The 24,523-nt window shown below is 70.7% G+C and carries 25 protein-coding genes and 1 pseudogene; 5 read left to right on the top strand and 21 right to left on the bottom strand.

Annotated features, from left to right (window positions below; translation table 11 throughout):
- Positions 1 to 171: 171 nt before the first annotated feature.
- Together AB0D14_RS35690 and AB0D14_RS35695 are read left to right on the top strand one after the other, a co-directional pair.
- On the top strand, positions 172 to 2,391 hold the full coding sequence (locus AB0D14_RS35690; protein WP_362787262.1) for an NADP-dependent isocitrate dehydrogenase: 2,220 nt from the start codon (positions 172 to 174) through the stop codon (positions 2,389 to 2,391).
- Positions 2,392 to 2,529: 138 nt separating this feature from the next.
- Positions 2,530 to 2,742: pseudogene (locus AB0D14_RS35695) on the top strand (allantoin permease); the annotation flags it as partial.
- A 10-nt stretch (positions 2,743 to 2,752) separates the two neighbouring features.
- Here AB0D14_RS35695 and AB0D14_RS35700 read toward each other — a convergent pair.
- Positions 2,753 to 4,018 (bottom strand): alpha-L-fucosidase, encoded by a 1,266-nt coding sequence (locus tag AB0D14_RS35700; protein WP_362787263.1) that lies wholly within the window; start codon positions 4,016 to 4,018, stop codon positions 2,753 to 2,755.
- A gap of 249 nt (positions 4,019 to 4,267) precedes the next feature.
- Between AB0D14_RS35700 and AB0D14_RS35705 the strand changes: the two genes are divergently transcribed.
- Positions 4,268 to 5,509 (top strand): acyl-CoA dehydrogenase family protein, encoded by a 1,242-nt coding sequence (locus AB0D14_RS35705; RefSeq protein WP_362787264.1) that lies wholly within the window; start codon positions 4,268 to 4,270, stop codon positions 5,507 to 5,509.
- A 130-nt stretch (positions 5,510 to 5,639) separates the two neighbouring features.
- Entirely contained in the window at positions 5,640 to 6,044 is a 405-nt protein-coding gene (locus AB0D14_RS35710) for an SseB family protein (RefSeq protein ID WP_362787265.1), read from the top strand.
- A gap of 140 nt (positions 6,045 to 6,184) precedes the next feature.
- Here AB0D14_RS35710 and AB0D14_RS35715 read toward each other — a convergent pair whose 3' ends face one another.
- The 9 genes from AB0D14_RS35715 to AB0D14_RS35755 form a co-directional block, all read right to left on the bottom strand.
- Positions 6,185 to 7,567, bottom strand: coding sequence for an FAD-linked oxidase C-terminal domain-containing protein (locus AB0D14_RS35715; protein WP_362787266.1), 1,383 nt, complete (start codon positions 7,565 to 7,567; stop codon positions 6,185 to 6,187).
- Complete coding sequence (locus tag AB0D14_RS35720) at positions 7,564 to 8,730, bottom strand: acyl-CoA dehydrogenase family protein (RefSeq protein WP_362787267.1); 1,167 nt, start codon at positions 8,728 to 8,730, stop codon at positions 7,564 to 7,566. The genes AB0D14_RS35715 and AB0D14_RS35720 overlap by 4 nt, the downstream gene beginning before the upstream one ends.
- Positions 8,727 to 9,737 (bottom strand): ABC transporter substrate-binding protein, encoded by a 1,011-nt coding sequence (locus AB0D14_RS35725; protein WP_362787268.1) that lies wholly within the window; start codon positions 9,735 to 9,737, stop codon positions 8,727 to 8,729. The genes AB0D14_RS35720 and AB0D14_RS35725 overlap by 4 nt, the downstream gene beginning before the upstream one ends.
- Before the next feature lie 88 nt (positions 9,738 to 9,825).
- The gene (locus AB0D14_RS35730) at positions 9,826 to 10,926 is read right to left on the bottom strand and encodes an LLM class flavin-dependent oxidoreductase (protein ID WP_362787269.1); all 1,101 of its coding nucleotides are present in this window, start codon (positions 10,924 to 10,926) and stop codon (positions 9,826 to 9,828) included.
- A 45-nt stretch (positions 10,927 to 10,971) separates the two neighbouring features.
- Positions 10,972 to 11,940, bottom strand: coding sequence for an ABC transporter substrate-binding protein (locus AB0D14_RS35735; protein WP_362787305.1), 969 nt, complete (start codon positions 11,938 to 11,940; stop codon positions 10,972 to 10,974).
- 8 nt (positions 11,941 to 11,948) lie between these two features.
- A complete protein-coding gene (locus AB0D14_RS35740) occupies positions 11,949 to 12,731 on the bottom strand; it encodes an ABC transporter ATP-binding protein (protein WP_362787270.1) in 783 nt (260 codons plus the stop codon).
- 2 nt (positions 12,732 to 12,733) lie between these two features.
- Positions 12,734 to 13,618, bottom strand: a complete 885-nt coding sequence (locus AB0D14_RS35745) for an ABC transporter permease (RefSeq protein ID WP_362787271.1) — start codon at positions 13,616 to 13,618, stop codon at positions 12,734 to 12,736.
- A 40-nt stretch (positions 13,619 to 13,658) separates the two neighbouring features.
- The gene (locus tag AB0D14_RS35750) at positions 13,659 to 14,504 is read right to left on the bottom strand and encodes a sulfurtransferase (RefSeq protein ID WP_362787272.1); all 846 of its coding nucleotides are present in this window, start codon (positions 14,502 to 14,504) and stop codon (positions 13,659 to 13,661) included.
- The gene (locus tag AB0D14_RS35755; RefSeq protein ID WP_362787273.1) at positions 14,501 to 15,211 is read right to left on the bottom strand and encodes a lysophospholipase; all 711 of its coding nucleotides are present in this window, start codon (positions 15,209 to 15,211) and stop codon (positions 14,501 to 14,503) included. Before AB0D14_RS35755 ends, AB0D14_RS35750 begins: the two co-directional genes overlap by 4 nt.
- A 371-nt stretch (positions 15,212 to 15,582) precedes the next feature.
- Here AB0D14_RS35755 and AB0D14_RS35760 point away from each other — a divergent pair, with 371 nt between their 5' ends.
- Positions 15,583 to 16,440: a LysR family transcriptional regulator gene (locus AB0D14_RS35760; RefSeq protein WP_362787274.1), complete on the top strand. Its 858-nt coding sequence runs from the start codon at positions 15,583 to 15,585 to the stop codon at positions 16,438 to 16,440.
- Position 16,441: 1 nt separating this feature from the next.
- Here the strand turns inward: AB0D14_RS35760 and AB0D14_RS35765 are convergent, their stop codons facing one another.
- The 11 genes from AB0D14_RS35765 to AB0D14_RS35815 form a co-directional block, all read right to left on the bottom strand.
- Complete coding sequence (locus AB0D14_RS35765) at positions 16,442 to 16,936, bottom strand: MarR family transcriptional regulator (protein ID WP_362787275.1); 495 nt, start codon at positions 16,934 to 16,936, stop codon at positions 16,442 to 16,444.
- A gap of 75 nt (positions 16,937 to 17,011) precedes the next feature.
- Positions 17,012 to 17,362 carry a VOC family protein gene (locus tag AB0D14_RS35770; RefSeq protein WP_362787276.1) on the bottom strand — a complete coding sequence of 117 codons (351 nt, stop codon included), beginning with the start codon at positions 17,360 to 17,362 and terminating at the stop codon, positions 17,012 to 17,014.
- A gap of 222 nt (positions 17,363 to 17,584) precedes the next feature.
- Entirely contained in the window at positions 17,585 to 18,169 is a 585-nt protein-coding gene (locus AB0D14_RS35775) for a TMEM165/GDT1 family protein (protein WP_362787277.1), read from the bottom strand.
- Between the two features lie 213 nt (positions 18,170 to 18,382).
- Positions 18,383 to 18,718, bottom strand: a complete 336-nt coding sequence (locus AB0D14_RS35780) for a hypothetical protein (RefSeq protein WP_362787278.1) — start codon at positions 18,716 to 18,718, stop codon at positions 18,383 to 18,385.
- Complete coding sequence (gene crcB, locus AB0D14_RS35785; protein ID WP_362787279.1) at positions 18,715 to 19,092, bottom strand: fluoride efflux transporter CrcB; 378 nt, start codon at positions 19,090 to 19,092, stop codon at positions 18,715 to 18,717. Before crcB (AB0D14_RS35785) ends, AB0D14_RS35780 begins: the two co-directional genes overlap by 4 nt.
- Positions 19,089 to 19,457 (bottom strand): DUF190 domain-containing protein, encoded by a 369-nt coding sequence (locus tag AB0D14_RS35790; RefSeq protein WP_362787280.1) that lies wholly within the window; start codon positions 19,455 to 19,457, stop codon positions 19,089 to 19,091. The genes crcB (AB0D14_RS35785) and AB0D14_RS35790 overlap by 4 nt, the downstream gene beginning before the upstream one ends.
- Positions 19,454 to 19,948, bottom strand: coding sequence for a fluoride efflux transporter CrcB (gene crcB, locus AB0D14_RS35795; protein WP_362787281.1), 495 nt, complete (start codon positions 19,946 to 19,948; stop codon positions 19,454 to 19,456). Before crcB (AB0D14_RS35795) ends, AB0D14_RS35790 begins: the two co-directional genes overlap by 4 nt.
- A gap of 287 nt (positions 19,949 to 20,235) precedes the next feature.
- Positions 20,236 to 21,267, bottom strand: a complete 1,032-nt coding sequence (locus AB0D14_RS35800) for a LacI family DNA-binding transcriptional regulator (protein ID WP_362787282.1) — start codon at positions 21,265 to 21,267, stop codon at positions 20,236 to 20,238.
- Positions 21,264 to 22,169 (bottom strand): carbohydrate ABC transporter permease, encoded by a 906-nt coding sequence (locus tag AB0D14_RS35805; RefSeq protein WP_362787283.1) that lies wholly within the window; start codon positions 22,167 to 22,169, stop codon positions 21,264 to 21,266. The genes AB0D14_RS35800 and AB0D14_RS35805 overlap by 4 nt, the downstream gene beginning before the upstream one ends.
- Positions 22,166 to 23,095, bottom strand: a complete 930-nt coding sequence (locus AB0D14_RS35810; protein ID WP_362787284.1) for a sugar ABC transporter permease — start codon at positions 23,093 to 23,095, stop codon at positions 22,166 to 22,168. Before AB0D14_RS35810 ends, AB0D14_RS35805 begins: the two co-directional genes overlap by 4 nt.
- On the bottom strand, positions 23,092 to 24,414 hold the full coding sequence (locus AB0D14_RS35815) for an extracellular solute-binding protein (protein ID WP_362787285.1): 1,323 nt from the start codon (positions 24,412 to 24,414) through the stop codon (positions 23,092 to 23,094). Before AB0D14_RS35815 ends, AB0D14_RS35810 begins: the two co-directional genes overlap by 4 nt.
- Between the last annotated feature and the right edge of the window lie 109 nt (positions 24,415 to 24,523).

Raw genomic sequence — 24,523 nt, forward strand, 5'->3', positions numbered from 1 at the left:
CGGTGCGGTGCCTGACACCCGGACGTCTAACGGACGGTGAGGCCCGCCGAGGCCGGGTTCCGGCCGGGTCATGGCGAAGTTGCGCGGCCTCCTGTCCGGCCGGGCCCCATCAAGAGATATCTTGATGTCGAGCAATGTTGCAGACTTTGCAGACGTGGAGCGGAGCACCCAGTGACTGACTCGACCATCATCTATACGCACACTGACGAGGCCCCGGCCCTGGCGACGTATTCGTTCTTGCCGGTTGTCCAGGCGTACGCGTCGCAGGCCGGTGTCACTGTGGAAACCCGTGACATCTCGCTGGCGGGGCGGATCATCGCCCTCTTCCCCGAGTTCCTGGAGGAGGGGCAGCGCATCCCCGACGCCCTCGCTGAGCTGGGCGAGCTGGCCAAGACGCCCGAGGCCAACATCATCAAGCTGCCGAACGTCTCGGCCTCGATCCCGCAGCTGAAGGCCGCGGTCACCGAGCTGCAGTCGCAGGGCTACGCGCTGCCGAACTACCCGGACGACCCGAAGACCGACGAGGAGCGCGACATCCGCTCCCGCTACGACAAGGTCAAGGGCAGCGCCGTGAACCCGGTGCTGCGCGAGGGCAACTCCGACCGCCGCGCTCCCGCGTCGGTCAAGAACTACGCCAAGGCCCACCCGCACCGCATGGGTGCCTGGACCTCCGACTCCAAGACGAACGTCGCGACCATGGGCGTCGACGACTTCCGTTCCACCGAGAAGTCCGCGGTGATCTCCGAGGCCGGCTCCCTGCGCATCGAGCTGACCGGCGACGACGGTTCCACCGCCGTCCTGCGTGAGTCCGTACCCGTCCTGGCGGGCGAGGTCGTCGACGCCTCCGTCCTGCACGTCGCCGCGCTGCGCGAGTTCCTCACGGCGCAGATCGCCAAGGCCAAGGCCGACGGTGTGCTGTTCTCCGTGCACCTCAAGGCCACGATGATGAAGGTCTCCGACCCGATCATCTTCGGCCACGTGGTACGTGCCTTCTTCCCGAAGACGTTCGCGCGGTACGGCAAGGCGCTCGCCACCGCGGGTCTGACTCCGAACGACGGTCTCGGCGGTATCTACAAGGGCCTCGAATCCCTGCCCGAGGGTGCCGAGATCAAGGCGTCCTTCGACGCCGAGCTCGCCGAGGGCCCGGAGCTGGCCATGGTCGACTCCGACAAGGGCATCAGCAACCTGCACGTCCCGTCCGATGTCATCGTCGACGCCTCCATGCCGGCGATGATCCGCACCTCCGGCCACATGTGGGCCCCGGACGGCCAGGAGGCCGACACCCTCGCGGTTCTCCCGGACAGCAGCTACTCCGGTGTCTACCAGGTCGTCCTCGACGACTGCCGCGCCAACGGCGCCTTCGACCCGTCGACGATGGGCACGGTCCCGAACGTCGGCCTGATGGCGCAGAAGGCCGAGGAGTACGGCAGCCACGACAAGACCTTCGAGATCCCGACCACCGGCACGGTCCGCCTCGTCGACCAGGCCGGGAACGTCGTGCTCCAGCAGACGGTCTCCGCCGGCGACATCTTCCGCGCCTGCCAGACCAAGGACGACCCGATCAGGGACTGGGTCAAGCTGGCCGTCACCCGCGCCCGCGCCACCGGCGACCCGACCGTGTTCTGGCTGGACGAGAGCCGCGCCCACGACGCGCAGCTCATCGAGAAGGTCAAGGCGTACCTGCCGGAGCACGACACCGAGGGCCTGGACATCCGCATCCTGTCGCCCGTCGAGGCGACCAAGCTCTCCGTGGAGCGCATCCGCCGGGGCGAGAACACGATCTCGGTCACCGGCAACGTCCTGCGCGACTACCTGACCGACCTGTTCCCGATCCTGGAGCTGGGCACCAGCGCCAAGATGCTCTCGGTCGTCCCGCTGATGAACGGCGGCGGCCTCTTCGAGACGGGCGCCGGCGGCTCCGCGCCGAAGCACGTGCAGCAGCTGGTCAAGGAGAACTACCTGCGCTGGGACAGCCTGGGCGAGTTCCTCGCGCTGGCGTCCAGCTTCGAGCACCTCGCGCAGACCACGAACAACGCGCGCGCCCAGGTCCTCGCCGACACCCTCGACCGGGCGACGGCCACGTTCCTCGAGAACGACAAGTCGCCGAGCCGTCGCCTCGGCGGCATCGACAACCGCGGCAGCCACTTCTACCTCGCGCTCTACTGGGCGCAGGAACTGGCCAGGCAGACCGACGACGCCGAGCTCGCCAAGGTGATCGCCCCGTTCGCCGAGACGCTGACCTCGCAGGAGGAGGCGATTGTCGCCGAGCTGAACGCGGTGCAGGGTTCGCCTGCCGAGATCGGTGGGTACTACCGGCCCGATCCGGCCAAGGCGGCGGCCGTCATGCGGCCGTCCGCGACGCTCAACGCGGCGCTGGCCACGATCGCCTGAGCCTCAGCCTCTCAGGCTTAGCCCCTCAGGCTCAGCGCTCCGCTACGCGCCCGCGGTTCATCCGCGGGCGCGTTGTGGCTGGTCGCGCCCACGCGGCGGAGCCGCCCACGGACACGGCCCCGGACGGACGGGTCGACGATGACGGACTCTCCCAGCGGTCGCCAGTTCCAGGTGGAGACGCACGGCCTCGACGTGATCGGTGACGCCGAGCGCAAGGGCACACCCCGCACGCTGTTCCGGCCCTGGTTCGGCGCGAACGGCTCCATCCTCGGGATGAGCTACGGGTCGTTCGCACTCGGCTTCGGTATCTCGTTCTGGCAGGCGCTGGCCGCTGGAGTGATCGGCATCGTCAGTGTCAGTGTCAGAGGCGACCGGCCCCCGTGTAGAGGTCCAGCTCTCCTTCCAGCTCCACGGCCAGGACGGTCGCCTGCTCGTCCAGGTCGGCCGTCGAGGGGGCGTCGATCCAGGTCACCCCGGGCACCGCGTCGAGGCCGCCGGTGACGTGGTGCCCGAGTTCGGTCCCCGTGCCGAGCACCGTGACGCGCCGGACGCGGTTGCGCAGCCCCCGTACCGAGACGGCGTCGCGCGGGGCGTCGAAGCACACCAGGAAGAGCGTGCGCCGGTCGGCGGACAGGGTGCTTGGGCCGTAGTGGTGCCCGGCGGGCAGCCCGGCGACCGTGTCGTACACCGCGTCGGAGTGCCGGGCGATCCACGCGCCCAGGCCTTCCATGCGTTCGATCTGCTCCTCGGGGATCGTCCCGTCCTCCCGTGGGCCGGCGGCCAGCAGCAGGTTGCCGCCCATACCGATCGTCTCGGTGAAGTACCGCACCAGCTGTCGCACCGACTTGAAGTCGCGGTCCTGCGGCCGGTGGCTCCACGAGTCGTTGATCGTGAGACACAGCTCCCACGGTCCGTCCGGGGCCTGGAGCGGGGCACCCTGTTCCGGTGTGGCGTAGTCGCCGTGACCGAGCATCCGGCCGTTGAGGATGGTGTCCGGGTTGCCCGAGAGGATCAGGTCGGCCAGGTCACTCATCCGCCACTGCTCGTCCGTGCGTTCCCACTCGCCGTCGAACCAGAGGATGTCGGGCCGGAAACGCTCGACGAGCTCGCCGACCTGCCCGTCGCGATACGCGAGATAGCGAGCCCAGGCCTCCGGGTCCTCCTTGCCGGAATCGGCCTGCGAGTACGCGTTGAGGGGCACGGTGTACGGTCCGGGGTGCCGCTCGGTCGCGTAGTCCGGGTGGTTCCAGTCGGAGTGCGAGTAGTAGAGGCCGACCTTGAGATCCCGGGCGCGCAGCGCCTCCACGAACCCGGTGACGAGGTCACGGCCCGCCGGAGTGTCCCGGAGCACGTCGAGATTGCGGTGGTCGGTGTCCCACAGGGCGACGCCGTCGTGGTGCCGGGTGGTGAGGACCGCGTACCGCGCGCCGACGCGGGCGAACAGCTCGACCCAGGCGTCGGGGTCGTAGCGCGACGCGGTGAAGCCGTCGAGCTGCTTCATGTACTGCTCGTGCGTCATCTCGCCCGTGTAGAAGGACCAGGACTCGGCGGCGCCGCCCACCGCGTAGACGCCGTAGTGGATGAAGATGCCCAGCTTGGCACCAGGAAACCAGGGTTGCATCGGCATGCCTCCACGCTAGGCGTGAGCCCCGGGCGGCGCGTGGGCGCCGGTCACCACTACTGGTCTGTTTTCACCCTGCGGCACGTCCGGCGGTCGGTTCGCACGGCAGGAGCAGCCTCCGCGCGTACGTGCTGAGCCTGCGGCGAACCGCGCCGGTCCACTTGGCGGTATCCGGTGGGTACAGGACGCAGCGGTCGCGTGTTCAATCACGGGTATCGCGTCACGTACGGACCGCCCCACCCGTCAGGAGGCACCGTGATCGCCGCTCCCGAGCCCGGACTGACCGAACGCGAACTCATCGACCGGGCCGTCGCCCTGCGGCCCGCGCTGCTCGAACGCCAGGCGGAGACCGAGAGGCTGACGCGCTACCCGAAGGACACGCACGACGACTTCCTGCGGGCCGGCTTCTACCGGACCCTGCAGCCGCGCCGCTACGGCGGATACGAGTTCGGGCTGCCGGCCTTCTTCCGCGTGGTCACCGAGATAGCCCGCGGCTGCCCCTCCACCGGCTGGGCCCTGTCCCTGACCGGCGCCCATGTGCTCCAGTTCGCCGCGCAGTTCGAGGAGCGGGCGCAGGACGAGATCTTCGGCGACGACGGCGAGTTCCGCGCGGCGTCCACGGTCGCACCCGTCGGCGTGGCCAGGCCGGACGGCGACGGCCGGATCGTCCTGGACGGCACCTGGCCGTATTCCTCCGGCGCCCCGTACTCCACGCACTACCTCGGTCAGACCCTGCGCGCCCCCGAGAAGCCGGGCGACCCGCCCGGACCGATGGTGCTGTTCATCGTCCCGCGCTCCGCGTGGACCCTCGTCGACGACTGGCACGGCATCCTCGGCCTGCGCGGCAGCGGCTCCAACAGCGTCCGCATGGAGCAGGCCCGTATCCCCGAGTACCTCACGAGGGAGGTGAGCCTGCTCGACCTGCCGGTGGAGGGCGGCACCCCCGGCTCGAAGCTGCACGGCAACGCCCTGTACGCGGGACGTGCGCCCAGCGTCTACCACGGGGAGCTGGCGGCCATCATGACCGGCATCGCGTACGCCGCCGCGGACGAATACGCCCGGATCCTCGCCGGCCGGCCGCTGACCCTGGAACCGGATCGTACCCGGGCGGAACTCCACGACTACCAACGCCACCTCGGCGAGGCACTCGGCATGATCCACACCGCACAGGCCGCTCTGCAGCGCAACGCCGAGGACTACATGGAGGCCTGCCGCCGCAACGTCTCGGGCGAGGCGCCTTTCACCCTCGCCGACGACAACCGCCTGGCCATCGTCTTCCTAAACGCCGGCCGCATGGCCTGGGACGCCACACAGAACATCCTCTTCCGCACGGCCGGCTCCCGCTACGCCCGGGACGGCGAGCGGATGCAGCGCTATTTCCGGGACGCCGCCACGTACTGGACACACCTCGGGGCGAGCATGGCCGAGCCGCTGGCCCGGCGCGTCGGCTGCGACCGGCTGGGGCTGCCCTCGCACGACATTCCACTCGTTCCATGACCGTTCGGTGCCGGGTGTGTGGAGTGTGTGGAGTGGGCATGGCGCACCGCATGACGGGTACGCAATCAGCCGCGCCCGAGTCGGAGACCGACACGGGCGGCCTGTTTTCGCCACTACGTCTGGATGTGCCATGGAGATTTCCTCGAACGACAGCGCCACGGTGGAGGCCCAGCGCGCGCTGAGCGCCCTGGCCGAGAACGCCGAGGACGGCGCCGCGCTGGACACGCTGGCCGGTAGTGACGTGCTGGTCCCGGTGCCCGACGACGCCGACGACGACGCCGCGGCCGACCCCTCGGTCGTGGCGCTGCCCGTCCTCGAACAGCCGGGGGCGGACCCCCTGGTCCCGGTGTTCACCTCGGAAGTGACCATGGCCGAGCTGCTGCCGTCCGTGTCGCGCTACCGCCTCGTACCCCTGGGGACGCTCGCCGCGCAGTGGCCTGCCAGTGATCTCTCGCTGACCATCGACGCCAGTACGCCGCACGGGCTGACGCTCGACTCCCAGGGCGTACGCAGTCTGCTGGCGTCCCGCGCCTGAGACCGGCGGGCGCGGACGGGACCGGGCCCGGCCGCATGACGGAGGGGAGCGGCCGGGCCCTGGGGCGCGGGCTGCCTTCCTCTCCCGCGCCCCGGCCCGCTCCCGCTCCCTCGCCCGGACCGGACCGGACCGGACGAAGGTCAGAGGCTCTTGCCAGGGTTGAGGATCCCCCGCGGATCGAACGCCTCCTTCAGCCGCCGCTGCAACGCGTGGGACGCGGGGCCCAGCTCGTCCGCGACCCACTGCCGCTTGAGCACCCCCACGCCGTGTTCCCCCGTGAGCGTGCCGCCCAGCCGCAGCGCCAGCGCGAAGATCTCACCGGCCGCCTCCCAGGCGGCCTCCGGAAGCCGGTCCAGGGCGGGGTCCACGACGATGATCGGGTGAAGGTTCCCGTCGGCCGCGTGCGCGATGGTGAAGACCGGCACGTCATGGCGCGCGGAGATGGCCCGGATCTCGCGGGCCGCCTCCGCGAGCCGCGAGCGCGGCACCACGATGTCCTCGATCAGCGGCCGCCCGAGCCGTTCGAGGGCGGGCAGGGCCTGCCGACGGGCCGCCAGCAGCGACTCGGCCTCGGCGGGATCGTCGGTCACCTCGACCGTCGCCGCCTTCGGGGCGATCACCCGGGCGACCGCCTGCGCCTCGACGGCAGCGCCCGCGCCGTCGCACTGCACGACCAGCAACGCCGCGCCCCGCTCGCGCAGTCCGGGGTCGATGGCGCCCAGCACCGGACCGTCGACCAGCTCCGCGAGCGCGGGTTCGACCCCGGCCCGGCCGATCGCGTACGACGCCTCGGCGGCCGCCTCGAAGGACGGGAAGTACGCGGCGAGCGTGGCCGTCGCCAAGGGGACGGGCCGCAGCCGCAGCGTCGCCGAGGTGATCACCGCCAGGGTGCCCTCCGATCCGGTGAGCAGCGCGGTCAGGTCGTAACCGGTGACGCCCTTCACCGTGCGGCGACCGGTCCTGATCACCGTGCCGTCCGCGAGGACCGCCTCCAGACCGAGGACGCTGTCCCGCGTCACGCCGTACTTGGCACAGCGCAGGCCTCCCGCGTTGGTCGCGATGTTCCCGCCGATCGTCGACAGGGCCGCGCTCGCCGGGTCGGGCGCGTACCGCAGACCGTGCGCGCCGGCCGCCCGGTCCAACTCGGCCGTGACGACGCCCGGTTCGACGACCGCGAGCTGATCGTCCGCCGACAGTTCGAGGACGCGGTTCATCCCGGACAGGTCGAGGACGAGCACGCCCTCGCCCGCGGTCGCCCCGCCCGACAGACCGGTGCCCGCGCCACGCGGCACGACCGGCACACCCAGGGCGTGCGCGTGCCGCAGGGTGACGGTCACGTCCTCGGTGCGCCGGGCGTGGACGACCGCCAGGGGGCTGCCGTCGGACCGTGCGCCGGAACGGTCGGTGGCGTGCGCGGCCAGCGTGCGCGGATCGGTGGCCAGCCGGTCGGGGGCGAGATCGCGGGCCAGCAGTCCGAGCAGCTCGGCGGCCTTCGTGGACGCAGGGGCGGATGTGGTGGTCACAGGTCGAGTGCCTTCGTTCCGATGGCGAGCAGGGAGATGTCCTCCTGGGGGGCGTGCACGGGCGCGCACTGGATGTCGCGGAAGTGCCGCTCCAGTGGGTTGCCGCGGGCCAGCCCCGGATTGCCGAGCAGCCGCACGGCCAGCTCCACGGCCCGTACGGCGTGCCGGTCGGCCAGCACGCGCGCGCCGAGGGCCTGCTCCGGGGTGTACGAGGAGTCGTCGCCGTCCACCCGGGTGGCACCGCCGAGGACGAGCTGCTCGGCGGTGGTGAGGAGCACCTCGATCTCGCCGGCCGTCCGCCGGAAGCGTTCCGTACGGGCCACCGGGTGACCGAGATTGGCGGGCACACGCTCATGCGCGAAGGTGTGGAAGAAGGCCTGCGCCGCCCGCGCGACCCCCAGGTAGAGGGCGGCGAGCGGCAGATGGAGGGAGGCTCCGGCCCGGTTGTCCTGTTCGCTCGCGGGCCCGTACGGACCGAGCCCGACGACGTGCTCGTACGGGACCTCCACGTCCCGGAACGCCACGTCGTGGCTGCCGCTGGCCCGCAGCCCCAGCTGGTCCCACCGGGCGGTGATCTCGATGCCGGGCGAGCCGCCGGGCACCAGGAACGTGCCCACGCGCGCGTGCGGCTCGTCGGTGCTCGCCCACACCAGGAACCAGTCGAGCCCGTCCGCGCCCGTCACGAACCGCTTGTGCCCGCTGATCGCCCAGCCGTCCGCGGTGCGCCGGGCGACCGTGGCGGGCAGTCCGCCCCGCGCAGGGGATCCCAGATCGGGCTCCACGCGCGCGTGGTTGACGAGAACGGGCCGTCCCTGGGACTCCTTGAGCACCCGCGCGTACAGCTCCTCGGGCCACAGCGGCTGTACGGCCTCGCGGGCGTGGGTGTTGAGCGTCATCGCCGTGATCAGGGCGACGGACGGGTCGCCCCGGCCGAGCGTGTGGAGGATGCGGGCGGTGTCCCGGACCCGCGCCCCCGGGCCGCCGTACCGCTCGCCGACGGTCGCGGTGAGCAGCCCGGCCTCGTGCACCGCCCGGATCGACTCGGCGGGAAAGGCACCCGACCGGTCGTATCCCCCGGCGAGTTCGGCGAGGCGTGCGGTCACGTCCGCGTGCGTGCGCGGGGTCACGTCCGCCTCCGGGGGCGGGGTCACGTCCGAGGTCACAGGGCCTTCTCCAGATCGGTGTCGAGTGCGTGGCTCCAGAAGGACTTCACGTCCAGCTTCCCCTTCAGGGCGCCCAGATCGGTGAAGGCGTCGGCGACCTTCTGCTGCGAGGCGATGCTGTCGTCGCCGACCGTCCTGGCCTTGGTCGGGCGCTGTGCCTGGGCGTCGCGGAAGTCCTTCTCGGCCTGGGCCAGGGGCTGGTGCGTGGCCTGGGCGACGACCTCGGCGAACTCGCGCTGCCGGCCGTCGCGGATGTACGCGTACCCCTTGGTGATCCGGGCGATCAGATCGGCCGCGGCGGCCCGCTGGGCGGGGCTCTTCAGCACGCTGTCGCGGGCTGACCAGAGGAAGTTGCCGGAGAGGACGTCCTTGGCGGAGCCGACCGTGACGGCGCCCCGCTGATGGGCGGTGATGACCGAGGTGCCGTAGGAGGCGAAGGCGTCGATGCCGCCGCCGTTCAGCGCCGCGAGCCCGTCGTTGGGAAGGAGCGGCTTGGCGTCGACGTCCGACCAGTTCAGGCCGGCCCGCTTCAGCAGCTCGTACAGGAAGTAGTGGGCGGTGGTGTTCTGGACGTAACCGACCTTCTTGCCCTTCAGACCCGCGATGCCCGTCACCTCGGAGCCCTTGGGGGCGATGATCTCCTGGTTGAGGGTCGTGCCGCGCTGGACGGCGACGACCTTGAAGTTGGGCCTGCCGTCGGCGGCGGCGAAGACCGGCGGGATCTCGCTGGAGGAGGCCAGGTCGAGGGCTCCGGCCCGGACGGCCTGGAGCTGCTGGTCGCCGCCCTGGAACAGGCTCCACTTCACGTTGTACGGGGTGTCGTCGAGGCCGGCGAACTTGAGCACGGCCTCCTCGTTCTTCCAGCCGGTGGCGCCGACGGCCAGCGTCACCGAGGAGAGGTCGGAGGAGGACGAGGACTCGGCGCCCGCCTCACCTCCGCAGGCTGTGGCGAACGGCAGCAGCAGGGCGAGCGCGGTGGTGGACGTGAGCAGGGTGCGACGGAACACGGAGTCTCCATGAGAGGAATCAATCAGACGAGGGACGGGGGACGGGGAACGGGCGAGGTAGGGGAGAGGGGGAGGAGGCGCGGGAGATTCAGGCGGCCCGGTCGGTCGCGGCCCGGTGGGCGAGTTCCTGCCGGACCAGTGGCAGGACGTGACGGCCGTAGTCGATGGCGTCGTTGAGCGGGTCGTAGCCGCGGATCGACAGCAGGTCGCAGCCGATGTCCACGTAGTCGAGCAGTGCCTTCGCGACCGTCTCCGGGGAACCGACCAGCGCGGTCGAGGCGCCCGCCGCGTTGGTGGCGACCGCCGGGGCCGTCCACAGGCAGCGGTCGTGCACCTCGCCCCGCTCGGCGATGTCGAGCAGACGCTGCGAACCGACGTTGGCGGGGCGTCCGCTCGTCTTGTAGTGGCGCAGCAGCTCCGTGTTCCTCGCCTGGTCCTGCAGCACGCCCAGGGTGCGGTGCGCCTTCTCCCAGGCGAGTTCGTCGGTGGGCGCGATGATCGGGCGGAACGACACCCAGATACGGGGGCGGGGGCGGCCGGCGGCGTCCGCGACCGCGTTCACGGCGGCGATCTGCTCGGCCGTCTCCTTGAGCGGCTCGCCCCACAGACCGAAGATGTCGCCCTGCTGCCCGCCCACCCGGTACGCGTCCTGCGACGACCCGCCCACCGAGATCGGGACCAGGCCGTTCACCGGCTTCACGTCCGAGTAGTAGCCCTCGAACCGGAAGTACTTGCCCTCGTGCGACACGGGCCCGTCGGCCTGCCACACGTTCCGCAGGATCTGGATGTATTCGTCCGACCGCTCGTAGCGTTCCCTCTTGTCGAGGTAGTCGCCCTCGCGGTGCTGCTCCTCGTCGCTGCCTCCGGAGATGACGTGCAGCGTGAGCCGCCCGTCGCTGATCCGGTCGAGGGTCGCGAGGGCGCGGGCCGCGTGCGTCGGGAAGATGACGCCGGGCCGGTGCGCCAGGATCGGGCTGACCCGCTCGGTGTGCGTGGCCACGAACTGGGCGACCTGGAAGGCGTCCGGCGAGGCCGAGTGGTAGGCGACCAGGGTGTGGTCGAAGCCTCCGTCGTCCAACGCGCGGGCGTACCTGCGCAGGTGGTCGACATCGAGGCCGGTACGGCTCGCGGCGGCCGGACCGGATGCCCCGGCGTCGGTGTGCACGGCGCTGATGAACTCGACAGGCATGGTGAACTCCTATGGTGGGAAAGCCGGGTGAGGGCGCGTCAGCGGTTACTTGAGAACGGAGGCGTCGGCGGACTTCGCCACGTCGACGTTCGGGTCGAGGACGCCGATGCCGTGCATCAGGTCGGCCACGCCCTGGACGGTCCCGTTCACCTCGGACGAGACCGGCAGCACCTTGCTGTACGCGGCCGAGGCGAGGGTCTTCGCGATCGCGGGGTCGGCGCCGTTGCGCCGCACGATGCTGTCGGCGTACTCGTCCTGATGGGTGGTGGTCCACTTCAGGGCCGTACCGAGCCGCTTGAGGAAGTCGCCGAGCGCGGCCTTCTTCGACTTGTCGGCCAGGGCCTTCTCGGAGGCCCCGATGAACCCGTAGCCGCTGATCCGCCCGTCGGCGCCGTTCACGAGCAGCCGGCCGCCCTGCTGGAGGCCGACCGCCTGGTAGACCCCGAACGTCGCCCAGGCTTCGATCTTCCCGGAGGAGAAGGCGGCCTGTGCGTCGGTCGGCAGCAGGTACTGCACCTTCACGTCGGAGTACTTGAGGCCGTTCTGCCGGAGCACGTTGGCGAGCAGGTACTCGGAGATGCTGCCCTTCGCGGAGGACACCACGACCTTCTTGCCCTTGAGGTCCTTGACGCTCTTCACGCTCGAGCCCTTGCGGACGACGATCCCGGTGTGGCGCCCGTCGTTCTTCAGGGCCGCCACGTTCTTGAACCGCACCCCGCCGCTGAGCGCCTGGAGCGCGGGCAGGTCCGCGGAGTACGTCGTGTCCGCGGCGCCCGCCTGCACGGCCTGGAAGAGCGGGGCCGCGCCCTCGAACTCGGCCCACTTCACCTTGTAGTCGGCGCCCTTGAGGGCCCCGGAGGCGGCGAGGATCGTCTGGAGGGTCTTGGCCTGGTCGCCGATGGTCAGTGTGACGTCCGAGGAGCCGCCGGCCGTGTCCGCGGTGGAGTCCCCTCCGCAGCCCGTCACCGTCAGCAGCGCGCCCAGTCCGAGGGCGGCGGAGAGGGTACGGAACATGGTGCGCTTCACGTGGAAGTCCCTTCGGGGGTACGGGAGTCGGGGTCGTCAAAAGCGCCGGTGTGCGTGACGCCGAGCCAGCCGAGCAGGCGGGCGCGCAGGGTCACGAACTCGGGCGCGGTCAGGTCACGGGGGCGGGGCAGCTCGACGGTGACCTCGTGGGCGATGCGCCCCTCGTCCATCACCAGGACCCGGTCGGCGAGCAGCAGCGCCTCCTCCACGTCGTGCGTGACCAGGAGGATTGCGCAGCCGTGCCGCTTCCACAGCTCGGCGACGAGCTGCTGCACCCTGCCCCGCGTCAGCGCGTCCAGCGCCCCGAACGGCTCGTCCAGGAGCAGCAGTTCGGGCTCGCGGACGAGAGCACGGGCCAGCGAGACCCGCTGGGCCTGCCCGCCGGAGAGCGTCTTGGGCCAGACGGTGGCCCGCTCGGCGATGCCGACCTCGTCCAGTGCCTTCTCGGCGCGTGCGCGGTCGGGTCGTCCCGGCAGTCCGAGGACGACGTTGCGCCACACCTTCAGCCAGGGCAGCAGCCGCGGGGACTGGAACGCGGCGCTGCGCCGGGCTGGCACGGTCACCTCGCCGCCGATCTCCTCGTCGAGTCCCGCCAGGATGCGCAGCAGCGTCGACTTGCCGCAGCCGCTGTGGCCGAGCAGGGCCACGAACTCGCCCTCGCGGATGTCGAGATCGAGGTCGTGCAGCACGGTGTTGCCGTCGAAGGCGCGGGACAGCCCGCGGATCTCGACACTGTTGGCTGTCGTCGTCGCGGCCGTGGTCGCGGTGTTCGCCGTCATGGTCACGCCTCACCGTCGAAGGAGGCCCGCCAGCTCAGCAGGCGGCGGGAGAGAACCCGTACGGCGAAGTCGCAGGCGAGGCCGAGCAGCGCGTACACGGCGAGGCACAGCACGATGATGTCCGTACGGAAGTACTGCTGGGCGTTGCTCATCAGGTAGCCGAGTCCGGCGTCGGCGTTGATCTGCTCGGCGAAGACGAGGGCCAGCCAGGCGGTGGACAGGGCGTACCGGAGTCCCACGAGGGCACCGGGCAGCGCGCTCGGCAGGATGACGTACCGGATCAGGCCGATCCTGCCGAGGCCCATCATCCGTGCGGCCTCGACGAGTTGGGCGTCGGTGGAGCGGATACCGCCGTAGATGTTGAAGTACAGCGGGTAGGTCACGCCGAGGGCCACCAGCGCGATCTTCGGGGTCTCCTCGATGCCGAACCAGACGATGAACAGCGGGATCAGACCGACCCACGGGATGGCCCGGAACATGCCCATCGAGGAGTCGATGACGTCCTCGCCCAGCCGGAACAGCCCGGCCAGCAGGGACAGCGACAGCGCGACCGTCCCACCGATGAGGAAGCCGGTCGCGGCCCGACGCCCCGACGCGGCGATGGCGTCGAGCAGTTCGCCGGTCCTCGTCAGCTCGACGGCCTGGCGTACGACGTCCACGGGCGAGGCGAGCACGGATTCGGGGAGCACACCGGTGGCGGAGCCGAGGAACCACAGCAGGACCAGCCCGACCGGTCCGGCGGCCCGGCGCAGGGAACGCGGGACGGACAGCCGGCGCCGGGGGAGCCGGTCCGTACCGCGGATGGTGACGCGGGCGGGCGCGGGCGTGGCGGGCGGGTCGGGCTTCTCCAGAACCGGGGCTGTCACCCCGATCTGTTTCGTCGGCATGGCGGAATTCCTCTCAGCGGCAGGGGAGGGTGGGGGCGGCTCAGGCCGGCAGAGGGCCGGTCGCGGCGGGGCGGGCGGGATCGGCGGACCAGGCGGACCAGGAGCCGGGGAAGAGCGTCGCGTCGAAACCGGCGATCGCCAGGGCGGCGATCTGGTGGGCCGCGGTGACACCGGACCCGCAGTACACGCCGATCCCGGTCGCGTCACCCGCGCCCCGGTCCTCGAACCGTGCGCGCAGCGCTTCGGGTGGCAGGAACGTTCCGTCGGCCGCAAGGTTCTCGCCGGTCGGCGCGGAGACCGCGCCCGGGATGTGGCCCGCGCGGGGGTCGACCGGCTCGTGCTCGCCGCGATAGCGCTCCCCGGCGCGGGCGTCCAGCAGCAGCCCCGTGACGGCCAGTCGGGCCGCCCCGTCCGCGTCCGTGACCGGTAGTCCGTTCGGCCGGAGGACGACGTCACCCGGCTCGGCCGCGCCCGGCCCCGACTCCAGCGGCAGCCCTGCCGACCGCCACGCGCCCAACGCCCCGTCGAGCAGGGTCACGTCGGGCACCGCCGCCCAGCGCAGCAGCCACCAGGCGCGGGCCGCGGCCGTATTGCCCAGGTCGTCGTACACGACGACCGGCCGTCCCTCTTCGAGGCCCCAGTTCCGCGCCGCAGTCTGCAGGTCCGCGAGGTCGGGCAGTGGATGGCGGCCGCCCTCGGGGCTCGGCGGACCGGCCAGCTCACGGTCCAGGTCGACGTACACCGCGCCCGGGATGTGGGCGGCCGTGTAGTGGTCCCGGCCGTGCGGGTCACCCAGCGCCCAGCGGACGTCGAGCACGACGGGCGGCCGCGCGGAGCCGAGCCGCTCGCGCAGCTCGGCGACGGTCGTCGTCACCCGCGCGCTCATACGGCGCCCTCCGCGATCGCGGGCAGCTCGGGGGAGAGGCGCAGCCGTTCGAGGAAGAGCACGACGGTGGCGGCGGCGGTGCGGTGCAGCGCGTCGTTGAGCACGTCGTGCCGCCCGCCCCTGAAGGTCACGGTCCGTACACCGTCATGCCCCTCGTACGCGCTCAGCGCACGGTCGAGCGGACTCACCGCGTCGTCGGCGCCGTGCAGGGCCAGCACCGGGACCCGCACGAGATCGAGCCGCACCTCCGGCAGCTCGGGGGTCTCGTCCAGTGCGCCGCGCCGGAAGCCCGGATCGTTCGTGAGGCGCCCCTGGTGGGTGGGGCAGCCGGTGCGTGCCTCGGCCTCGTCCTCCCAACTCCCCGATGCCCAGGGCCCGGTGGGCAGGCCGGCCAGGATCAGCGCGTCGATTCCCGGGGGCTGTTCGGCGGCCAGATCGGCGGCGTACCGGGCACCCGTGTCCGAGCCGACCAGGACCTTCGGGCCGGGCAGTGACTCGTCGGCGAGGAGCCCCGCCGCCTCGTCGAGCACGGACGGATCGGCGGTGGCATCACCGAGGGCGCGCACGCGGTAGGCGTCGAAGGCGAGACGGCGGCCGAACCGTTCGTACACGCCACCGTGTTCGCCCCGGCCGGCCAGCACGATCAGCGTGCCGCGAGCGGCGAGACCTTCGGGTTCGTCCCAGGAGGGGGACGGGGTGGAGGGCATGAGGAAGCAACTCCCGTTTCAGGGCAGGGAAAGGTCAAGGAAAGACAGGGGGAGACAGAGGGAGACAGGGGAAAGGGAAGCGAGGAGACCGTGGACGGCCGCCGACACGTGTCAGGACAGGGGAGACGTGATCAGCACAGGCCGGGCGGGAACGCCGGGAACGCCGGGGACCGGCGGGGAATCAACGACAGCGCGCGCTGCACGCCACGCCGAAGTCAATGACTCGGCGCTGCGTCAGAAGGGCAGCGGAAGCGGTCGTGGGAACCATGCGCTCATCATGACCGGCCGCGACGCGTCACGTCCAACGACGATTCCGCATCGAAATCGATCAGCGATCGCGATCGGTCCGGGAGACGGGCTACGGTCGGTGTATGCCCCAACCTGTCCTGGACATCGTGGCCCTGCGCAGCCTGACCGCGATAGCCGACTGCGGAGGATTCCACCGCGCGGCCCATTCCCTCGCCCTGAGCCAGTCCGCGGTCAGCCAGCATGTGCGCAGGCTGGAGAAGACACTGGGGCATTCCGTCGTCGAGCGCGAGGGCCGCGGCACCCGGTTCACCCCGGCGGGCCGGCTCCTCGTGGAGCAGGCCCGCCGCATCCTCGCCGTCCACGACGAGGCCGTACGGGTCCTGCTCGACACCGAGGGCGACACCGTCACCATCGGGTCCACCGAGCACGCCGCCGACCAGTTCCTGCCCCGCCTGACCGCGGCCGTCCAGGGGGTGCGGCCCGGCTGCCGGGTGCGCTTCCGCATCGACCGCTCGGCCCGGCTGGTGGAGGCCGTGGAACGCGGCAGCGTGGATGTCGCGGTGTACGTGACCGAGGCGGCCGCCACCGAGGGGACTCCGGTCGGCGGCCTCCCGCTGACCTGGCACGCCACTCCCGGCTGGGCGCCGCCGGCCGCACCCGACCCGGTGCCGCTGGTCGCCATCGAGGACCCGTGCGCGATCCGCCGCCGGGCCATCTCGACCCTCGCCGCACACGGTGTCGCGGCCACGGTGGTCGGCGACGCCGGTTATCTCGCGGGGGTCCTCGACGTGGCGCGCACGGGCGTCGGCGTGGCCCTCCTCGCCGCCGTCGGGCCCGCTCCGGACGGGCTGAGCCCGTACGGCGGACTGCCGTCGGTCACCCCGATCCCGATGAGCGCGCTGGCCCGGCAGGGCGCCGACCCGGCGACGGTCGCGGCGGCCTTCGAGGCCGTACGGGACCTGCTGCGCCCGGCTGGGTGACTCAGAGCCTGTCGGCGTCGGTCAGCATGCGGGCCAGGACGGTTCGCTGCAGGGGGCGTACCTCGGTGTGCAGGTCGCGGCCCTTCTCGGTGAGGACGACCCACACCCCGCGGCGGTCCTCCTGGCACATGCTCCGCTCCACCAGGCCCTCCTTCTCCAGACGGCCGATGAGGCGGGACAGGGCGCTCTGGCTCAGATGGACCCGGTCGGCGATGTTCTGCACCCGGCACGGCCCGGCCGAGGCCGGACCCGCCTTCGTGCCTGTGCCCGCGCCCGTGCCCGTGTGCGCATCCGCATCCGCATCCGCATCCGCATCCGCATCCGTGTTCGGGTTCGGGTTCGGGTTCGACGCGAGGATGTCGAGCACCTCGAAATCACTGGCGCACAGGCCGTGCGGATGCAGTGAGCGGTCGATCTCGCACATGGTGCGCGCGTACACCGACAGAATGTCCCGCCACCGGTCCTCAAGACGAGGAGCGGCCTTCTCTGCTGCCATGTCGGCACGGTAACAGAGAGAAGGCCGCTCGTTGAGCTGGCAACTATTGCAGTTGCATGCAGTCGGGCACCTCGCTCAGGGGGCTTCCTGGACGAGTCCGACGGCGTTGCCGTCCGCGTCCTTCACGGACGCGATCAGCGTGCCGCCGCCGACGTCCTGGACGTCCTGGACCACCTCGGCGCCCGCGCCGACGAGATCGGCCAGGATCGCCCTGATGTCGCCGACATACCAGTAGGGGACCGGCCCGGTCAGACCCTTGGCGTGACCGTTCGGGTCGAGCCCGACCTCCGGCTGTCCCGGCGCCCGGAAGCCCACGTAGTACGTCTCGTCCGCGTACGGCTCAACTCCCAGGAGCGCGCCGAACAGCGCCTTGGCACGGGCCAGGTCCTTGACGGGATAGGTGATGGTCTTGAGGCCTTCGGACATGACGGGCTCCTCCATTGACGCGGTTCCACCGGCGACCGTTCGCCGGTTCCCACCGGTTTCTCGCCGGTGCAATCACGCTACGACCGCGTGCCGTGAACCCGCTTCTCCGATCCTGACCAGTCGTACGGACCGGTGGAACCACGTCAACGGTCGTACGGACCAGTCGTACGGACCAGTCGTACGGACCAGCCGTACGGGCCGGTCGTCGTCCGGAGAGGGCCGTCAGCCCACGAAGATCTCCACCACCGACCAGACGGCGAGGCCGAGCATGCAGATCCCGCCGATCCGTTGCACGGTCTTCAGCGGCACGCGTTTGGCGATGAAACGTCCGGCCAGCAGCGCGAGCGCGGAGACCGACATGAGAGCCGCGGCGGAACCGACGGCCACGGAGGCGATCCCGTTCGTGGCCGCGAGGTTGGCGGTCGTGATCTGCGTCAGATCGCCCCACTCGCTGATGAAGACGGCCATGAACGCGGTCGTGTAGACGGGCCAGAATCCGGTGACGGTCCGGCCGCCGGCATCCTCCTCGTCGTCGTCCCCGCTCCCGCGCAGCAGCATGAACGCGCCGAACGCGAAGAGTGCGGCCGAGACCGACTTGACGGTCCAGTCGGGCAGCAGGCCGATGAGGCTTCCGGCGCCGACGGCGATCGCGACATGGACGACGAACGCGGTGGACGTACCGAACCACACGTAGAGGGGTCGCATTCGGGTGCCCATGGCCAGCGACGCGAACATCGTCTTGTCCGGCAGCTCGGCGAGGAAGATCAGCCCGAAGGCGGTGAGGATCGCCAGAGGGTCGAGATGCATTCCGGTGGCTTTCTGTAGGACCGGGCCCCCGGAACTTCGCGAAGCGCCCTCGACAGGGGCGACGGGAGAACCGATCGGCCCGGCATGACGGGTGCGCCGCGGGATCGCGGGCACGGCAATGCCTGGCCGAAGGTCTCGCCCACCCGTGTGATCACAGGGGCCCGGCCACCGGGAACCCGAGGGCTCCAGCGTGTCGACGACCGGTTCGCAGGGCTACTCCCCTTCGCAGTCATTCAGTGTACAGGCGTCTGTGTACAGGGCATCCGTGCAGGCCACACATGTGCGCGGGGCCAGGACGCCGGCGACGGCGAGCGGTCCCGATCCCAGGCGCAGGACGAGGGCGGCGGCTTCTCCGATGCCGGTGACGATGCCGACGACGGCTGCGGCGGCGCCGAGGTGGGCCAGAAGGGGGCCGGTGATGGAGCGGGCGCCTTCGTAGACGAAGTCCGCGAGCAGGCTGACGGTGCCGAACGCGATGACGAACCGCCATGCGCCCATGCCCGGACCGCGCCGCCCGCCGGTTGTCTCCAGGGTGCCGGTTGGGGTCATGCGAACAGCGCCTCGGCGAGGGCGGAGCCGACGAAGACCGCGCCGAGGCCGGCGACAATGGAGGCGGCGACGTTGGCGGCGGCGAAGAACTTCGCGCCGCTCTCGGCCAGGCGCAGCGTCTCGTAGGAGAACGTCGAGTACGTGGTCAGTGCCCCGCACAGTCCAGTGCCGAGCAGCAGTCGCACGGTGTGTCCGGCGGTGCCGGACAGGGCGGCGCCGGTGAGGACGCCCAGGATGAGGGAGCCGACGACGTTGACGGTGAAGGTGCCCCAGGGGAAGACGGTGTCGTGGCGGGCTTGGACGGCCCGGTCGGTGAGGTAGCGCAAGGGGGCGCCGACCGCGCCGCCGATGGCTACCAGCAGGAAATCGCTCACCGGTCCGCCCGGTCCGCCCGGTCCGCCCGGTGCGCGCCGTCGAAGTGGACGACCTGGACGGGTTCCAGGGTGATCAGGCCCTCGACGTTCATCTCCTCCAGCTGTGGGACGAACGCCTGGATGCGTTCCTCGGTATCGACGATGATCACGGCGACGGGCAGGTCGTCGGCCATGGACAGCAGGCGGGCGGTGTGGACGATCTGACGGCCGCCGAAGCCTTCCATGCCGTGGAAGACGGAGGCGCCGGAGAGTCCGGCGGCATGGGCCCGGTGGACGATCTCGCTGCACACGGGCTTGTGGTGCCAGAGGTCGGTGTCATCGACCAGGACGGTCAGCCGCAGCGCCGCCTGTGTATTCCAGCTCATGATTGGCTCCACTTCGCCAGGATGCGGCGCGTGCTCCACGCGCCCAGGGTCACCGCGGCCACCGCGGCTACGGCTGTTGCCGCCAGATAGATGAGCGCGATCCCGGCCCGGCCGCCGGTGACGAGGCGCTCGATGTCCACGCAGTAGGTGGAAAACGTGGTGAAGCCGCCCAGCACCCCGGTCCCGAAGAACGGGCGCAGCAGGGGATGGGCGGAGAAGATCTCGGTGACGGCGACGAGGAAGACACCGATCACCAGGCACCCGGCGGCGTTCACCGCCAGAGTGGTGAAGGGGAAGCTGTTGGCCGGGGTCGGCCATGCCTGGGCGGCGCCGAAGCGGGCGAGGGCTCCCAGCGCCCCGCCGCACGCGATCACCAGCAGGACGCCGTAGTGCGTACGCCGCAGTTCTTGGCGCTGTCCGGCGTCCGTCAGGTCGATATCGGGGTCGGTGGGCTCTGCCGCTGTCGACAGCCCGGTCTCGTCCGAACGCATGCCTCTCCCTACACGTGGTGCCCTGTGCGCGTGCGCGGACAGGGTTCTTCACGGGTAGGGACTGTTGGCGGCAGCATTGCCGCGGTTCGGGTACGGCGAGCCCCACCGCCGCGCGGCGCACAAGAACACCGCTACACCTCAGGTTACCGTGCGCCGCCCCGCACACGTGGAACAACGCCCGGCAGTGCCCGGTCGGCGATCGCTGGCCCCTCTGGCACGGGCTGGTCGGGTCGATGCCGGACAACGCGCGCTGCGTGACCAGCTCGCCGGCGCCTGCCGCCTTCGCGTCAGGTCGACTGACGCTTGACCAGCTCCGTCGGCAGGATCACCGCCGCCGGATCCTCTCCGCCGATCTGAGCGAGCAGCACCCGCACCATCTCGGAACTGATGCGGTCGTACGGCTGGCGGATCGTGGTGAGTTCGGGGCTCGACGCGACCGCCGCGGAGGAGTCGTCGAAGCCGCCCACCGCGACGTCCTCGGGAACGCTCCGGCCCGCCCGGTGCAGCGCGCTCAGCACGCCCTGCGCCATCAGGTCGGAGGCCACGAAGACCGCGTCCATGTCCGGTGCCCGCTCCAGCAGAAGCTCGGCGCCCGCCTCGCCGCTGGCGCGGCTGTAGTCGCCGGACGCGACGAGGCGTTCGTCCAGCTCGATGCCCGCCTCGGTGAGCACCTCCCGGTAGCCGGCCAGCCGCTCGACGCCGCCAGGGGTGTCCAGCGGGCCGGTCACCATACCCACGCGACGCCGGCCGAGCGACACCAGATGGCGCACCATGTCGCGGGCGCCGTCCCGGTCGTCCGCGGCCACGTAACTCACTTTGGAGCCGACGCCGATGGGCTTGCCGCACATGACGAGCGGCACACCGGCGTCGCGCAGCTGCTCGGCGACCGGGTCGCCGGAGTGGCTGGAGACCAGCAGCACCCCGTCGACGTGGCCCGCCGTGATGTACCGAGTGATACGACGCCGCTCGTCGTCGGTGCCCGCCAGCATCAGCAGCAGCGGGATGTCGTGCGCCGCGAGTGCCTGCGTACAACCGCGCAGCAGGACATTGAAGTTGGGGTCCTCGAAAAACCGCTCCTGAGGCTCCGTCAGCAGGAAGCCGATCGAGTCCGAACGTCCGGTGATCAGCGAGCGGGCGTGCCGGTTCACGACGTAACCCGTCCTGCGGATGGCGGCGTTGACCGCCTCCTGCGCGCCGGGGCTCACATAGTGGCCGCCGTTGAGGACACGTGACACGGTCCCTCGTGAGACTCCCGCCTCGCGCGCGACATCGTGAATCGTCGGCGGTCGGCGCCGGCCCCCCGATTGGCTCATGGTCACGACTTTACGGCTCCCGACAGCAGATCAAGGCTCCAGAACCGCTGGATGACCAGGAAGAGCGCGACGAGCGGGATGACCGCGAGCAGCGCGCCGGTGATCACCAGGGTGTAGAGGGCCGGGGTGTTGGAGCCCTGTTCGAGGAGCGTGAACAGACCCAGGGTGATCGGGAACTTCTCGTCGTCGCTGAGCATGATGTAGGGCAGCAGGAAGTTGTTCCACACCGCCACGAACTGGAACAGGAAGACCGTCACCAGACCGGGCACCATCATCGGCAGCGCGATCCGGGTGAAGATCCGCAGCTCGCTCGCGCCGTCCATCCGCCCCGCCTCGACGACGTCGGTGGGCACGGCGGCGGCCGAGTAGATCCGCGCGAGGTACACGCCGTACGGGGACAGGACCAGCGGCAGCAGCACGGACGCGTACGAATCCGTGAGGTCGGCCTTGGCCATGAGGAGGTACTGCGGGATCGCGAGGATCACCGGCGGCATCAGCACGCCCGCCATCAGGATGTTGAAGACGGTCTCACGGCCGCGGAAGCGGTAGATCGCGAGGGCGTAGCCGCTGAACGCCGAGACGGCCGTCGACAGAAGGGCGCCGAGGCCGGCGTAGAGGGCGGAGTTGCCCATCCACTTCCAGTACACGCCGTCCCGGTAGGCGTTGAGGTCCGAGACGTTCTGGGTGAAGCCCGTGCCCGGCAGGAACGTGAACGTCGAGAACAGCTCGCTGCCCGACTTGGTCGCCGCGATCACCACCCACGCCACCGGCAGCAGACAGTAGACCGCGCCGAGCAGCAGGGTCACCGTCGGGACGAAGGCGACGCGGCGGCGCAGCGGCGGCCCCTGGGCGGTGCCGGGCGTCGTGCCGGCGGCGGGGGCCGCCTTGCGGACGGCAAGAGAACTCATCGTGCTGCCTCCTGCTTGTTACTGGAGTTCGCGGCTCGCAGGAAGCCGAAGGACAGGAGCAGCGTGACGAGGGCGATGATCACCGCGGTCGCCGCGGCGGAGTAGATGTCACCCCTGCCGAAGGCGTCCTCGTACACCTTCATCAGCGGGCTCCAGGTCGTGGGAACGGAGTTGGTGAGGGGCTTGAGCGTGGTCGGCTCGCTGAACACCTGGAGCGTCGCGATGATCGAGAAGAAGAAGGTGAGCACCAGCGAGGGCGCCACCATCGGGATCTTGATCCGGAGCGCGATCTGCAGCGGGGTGGCGCCGTCCAGCTTCGCCGCCTCGTACACCTCGGCAGGGATGGACTGCAGCGAGGTGTAGATGACGATCATGTTGAAGCCGGTGCCGCCCCACACCGCGATGTTGGACAGCGCGGCATACAGTGGCCCGCCGTCCAGCAGATCCGGTTGCGGCATGCCCAGTTTGTCGAGGACGAAGTAGAAGGGGCTGACGTCCGGCAGGTAGAGGAAGCCCCAGAGCATCGCCGCGACGACACCGGGAATGGCGTACGGCAGGAAGATCGCGAGCCGGGTGAACGGCGCGAGGCGGACCCGGTCGGTGTCGAGCATCAGCGCGAAGAGCAGGGCGAGCCCGAGCATCACGGGGATCACGATGGCGCCGTATCCGAGTACGCGCAGCCCTCCGTCGAGCAGCTCGGAGTCGGTGAGGGAGTCGGTGTAGTTCTCCAGCCCCGCCCAGACTTCTGTCCGCGCCCCCGAACCGAGACCCAGGCCCTTGACCTGGACCTTGTGCAGGCTGAGCCACACGGCGTAGCCGATGGGCAGCGCGAAGAAGAGGGCGAACAGGATCGTCGCGGGGAGAAGGAAGGCGTACGGGGCCCCTTTGACCCCGTACGCCTTCCGGTTCCGGCGTGCGCTGGTCACTCCGCGACCTCGAAGCCCTGCTTCTCGAGGTCGGCGACGGTGTCGTCCTGCATCTTCTTCAGGGCTCCGCCGAAGTCCGCCTTGTTCTTGGCGGCCGAGCCGAAGGCGTTCCGGAACGTGGTGTACGCGACGTTCACGTTCGGACCCCACGCGGAGGGTGCGGTGTTCTTCGCGATGGAGGCGGCCTGGGTGTAGAAGTCCGGCTGGTTCGAGAAGTACGCCGGCGGCTCGGCGAAGGCGTCACTGGTCTGCGCGGTCGTGGCGGCCGGGTAGATGCCGCCCTCCTTCGCGAGCGCGGTCAGCGCCTTCGGGTCCGTGTTCAGCCAGGCGGCGAACTTCGCGGCGGCCGGCTTGTGCTGGGAGTCCGTGGTGACGGCCGTGGACGAACCGCCCCAGCTGCCCGTGACGTTCTCGGTGGGGGACCACTGCGGCAGCGGGGCCATCGCCCACTTGCCCTTGGTGTCGGGCGCGGCGGTGGTGAGGGTGCCCGGCGCCCAGACCGCGCTGACCCAGGCGATCTGCTTGCCGGTGTTCAGCGCCTTGTTCCAGGCGGGCGTGTACATCGGCTGATTGTCGATCGCGCCCTCCTTGACGAGAGAGCCCCAGAAGTCGGCGACCTTCCGCGACGCCGCGTCGTCGATGCCGACCTTCCACTTCTCGCCCTCGGTGGTCCACCACTTGGCACCGGCCTGCTGCGCGAGACCGGCGAAGAGCCCGGAGTCGTTGGCGGAGAAGGTGGTCAGGTCCTTCTCCGGCGCCTTCTTCTTCAGTGCGCGGGCGGTGTCGGCGAACTGCTCCCACGTCTCGGGAACGTCGAGGCCGTACTTCTTGAACAGGTCCTCGCGGTAGTAGAACATCATCGGCCCGGAGTCCTGCGGGATGGCGTACACCGCGTCCGAGCCCAGCGTGGTCTGCTGCCAGACACCCTCGGCGAAGTTGTCCTTCACGCCGTCCACGTCGCCGGCTATGTCGGCGAGCACGTCATTGCTGACCAGCGTCGGCAGGGCCTGGTATTCGGCCTGGACCAGGTCCGGGGCCTTCTTGGCCTTGTGCGCCGTGAGGATCTTGGTGACCAGTGTGTCGCCGGACGCCTGCTTCTTGACCGTGACCTTGATCTGGTCCTTCTTGCCCTGGCCCTCGTTCCACAGGGCGGCGACCTTGTCCATGCCCGGTGTCCAGGACCAGTACGTCAGCGAGACCGGCCCCGAGTCGGCCTTGCTGTCGTCGTCGTCCGAGGACCCGCAGGCGGCGAGGGCGGTGGCGCCGAGCGTGACGGCGACCGAGATGGTCACGAGGCGGCGCAGCTTCGTGTGTGGCATGGATGTATCTCCCTGACCGCGGTCTCCGCCTGCTGCGGAGGCCTGCCATGCTTCTGTGAGCGTTCACAGTAGAGAAACATCCCGGACACTTGTCAATGGTTGTTGCTGT

The organism is Streptomyces sp. NPDC048484, from assembly GCF_040651415.1.
GTDB lineage: Bacteria > Actinomycetota > Actinomycetes > Streptomycetales > Streptomycetaceae > Streptomyces.

What these genes read in the sequence shown, in the direction of transcription:
- AB0D14_RS35700 (WP_362787263.1), bottom strand. Translation starts at nt 4,018, where the DNA reads ATGCCGATGCAACCCTGGTTTCCTGGTGCCAAGCTGGGCATCTTCATC.
- AB0D14_RS35710 (WP_362787265.1), top strand. Translation starts at nt 5,640, where the DNA reads ATGGAGATTTCCTCGAACGACAGCGCCACGGTGGAGGCCCAGCGCGCG.
- AB0D14_RS35730 (WP_362787269.1), bottom strand. Translation starts at nt 10,926, where the DNA reads ATGCCTGTCGAGTTCATCAGCGCCGTGCACACCGACGCCGGGGCATCC.
- AB0D14_RS35735 (WP_362787305.1), bottom strand. Translation starts at nt 11,940, where the DNA reads ATGTTCCGTACCCTCTCCGCCGCCCTCGGACTGGGCGCGCTGCTGACG.
- AB0D14_RS35740 (WP_362787270.1), bottom strand. Translation starts at nt 12,731, where the DNA reads ATGACGGCGAACACCGCGACCACGGCCGCGACGACGACAGCCAACAGT.
- AB0D14_RS35745 (WP_362787271.1), bottom strand. Translation starts at nt 13,618, where the DNA reads ATGCCGACGAAACAGATCGGGGTGACAGCCCCGGTTCTGGAGAAGCCC.
- AB0D14_RS35750 (WP_362787272.1), bottom strand. Translation starts at nt 14,504, where the DNA reads ATGAGCGCGCGGGTGACGACGACCGTCGCCGAGCTGCGCGAGCGGCTC.
- AB0D14_RS35755 (WP_362787273.1), bottom strand. Translation starts at nt 15,211, where the DNA reads ATGCCCTCCACCCCGTCCCCCTCCTGGGACGAACCCGAAGGTCTCGCC.
- AB0D14_RS35760 (WP_362787274.1), top strand. Translation starts at nt 15,583, where the DNA reads ATGCCCCAACCTGTCCTGGACATCGTGGCCCTGCGCAGCCTGACCGCG.
- AB0D14_RS35765 (WP_362787275.1), bottom strand. Translation starts at nt 16,936, where the DNA reads ATGGCAGCAGAGAAGGCCGCTCCTCGTCTTGAGGACCGGTGGCGGGAC.
- AB0D14_RS35770 (WP_362787276.1), bottom strand. Translation starts at nt 17,362, where the DNA reads ATGTCCGAAGGCCTCAAGACCATCACCTATCCCGTCAAGGACCTGGCC.
- AB0D14_RS35775 (WP_362787277.1), bottom strand. Translation starts at nt 18,169, where the DNA reads ATGCATCTCGACCCTCTGGCGATCCTCACCGCCTTCGGGCTGATCTTC.
- AB0D14_RS35780 (WP_362787278.1), bottom strand. Translation starts at nt 18,718, where the DNA reads ATGACCCCAACCGGCACCCTGGAGACAACCGGCGGGCGGCGCGGTCCG.
- AB0D14_RS35790 (WP_362787280.1), bottom strand. Translation starts at nt 19,457, where the DNA reads ATGAGCTGGAATACACAGGCGGCGCTGCGGCTGACCGTCCTGGTCGAT.
- crcB (WP_362787281.1), bottom strand. Translation starts at nt 19,948, where the DNA reads ATGCGTTCGGACGAGACCGGGCTGTCGACAGCGGCAGAGCCCACCGAC.
- AB0D14_RS35805 (WP_362787283.1), bottom strand. Translation starts at nt 22,169, where the DNA reads ATGAGTTCTCTTGCCGTCCGCAAGGCGGCCCCCGCCGCCGGCACGACG.
- AB0D14_RS35815 (WP_362787285.1), bottom strand. Translation starts at nt 24,414, where the DNA reads ATGCCACACACGAAGCTGCGCCGCCTCGTGACCATCTCGGTCGCCGTC.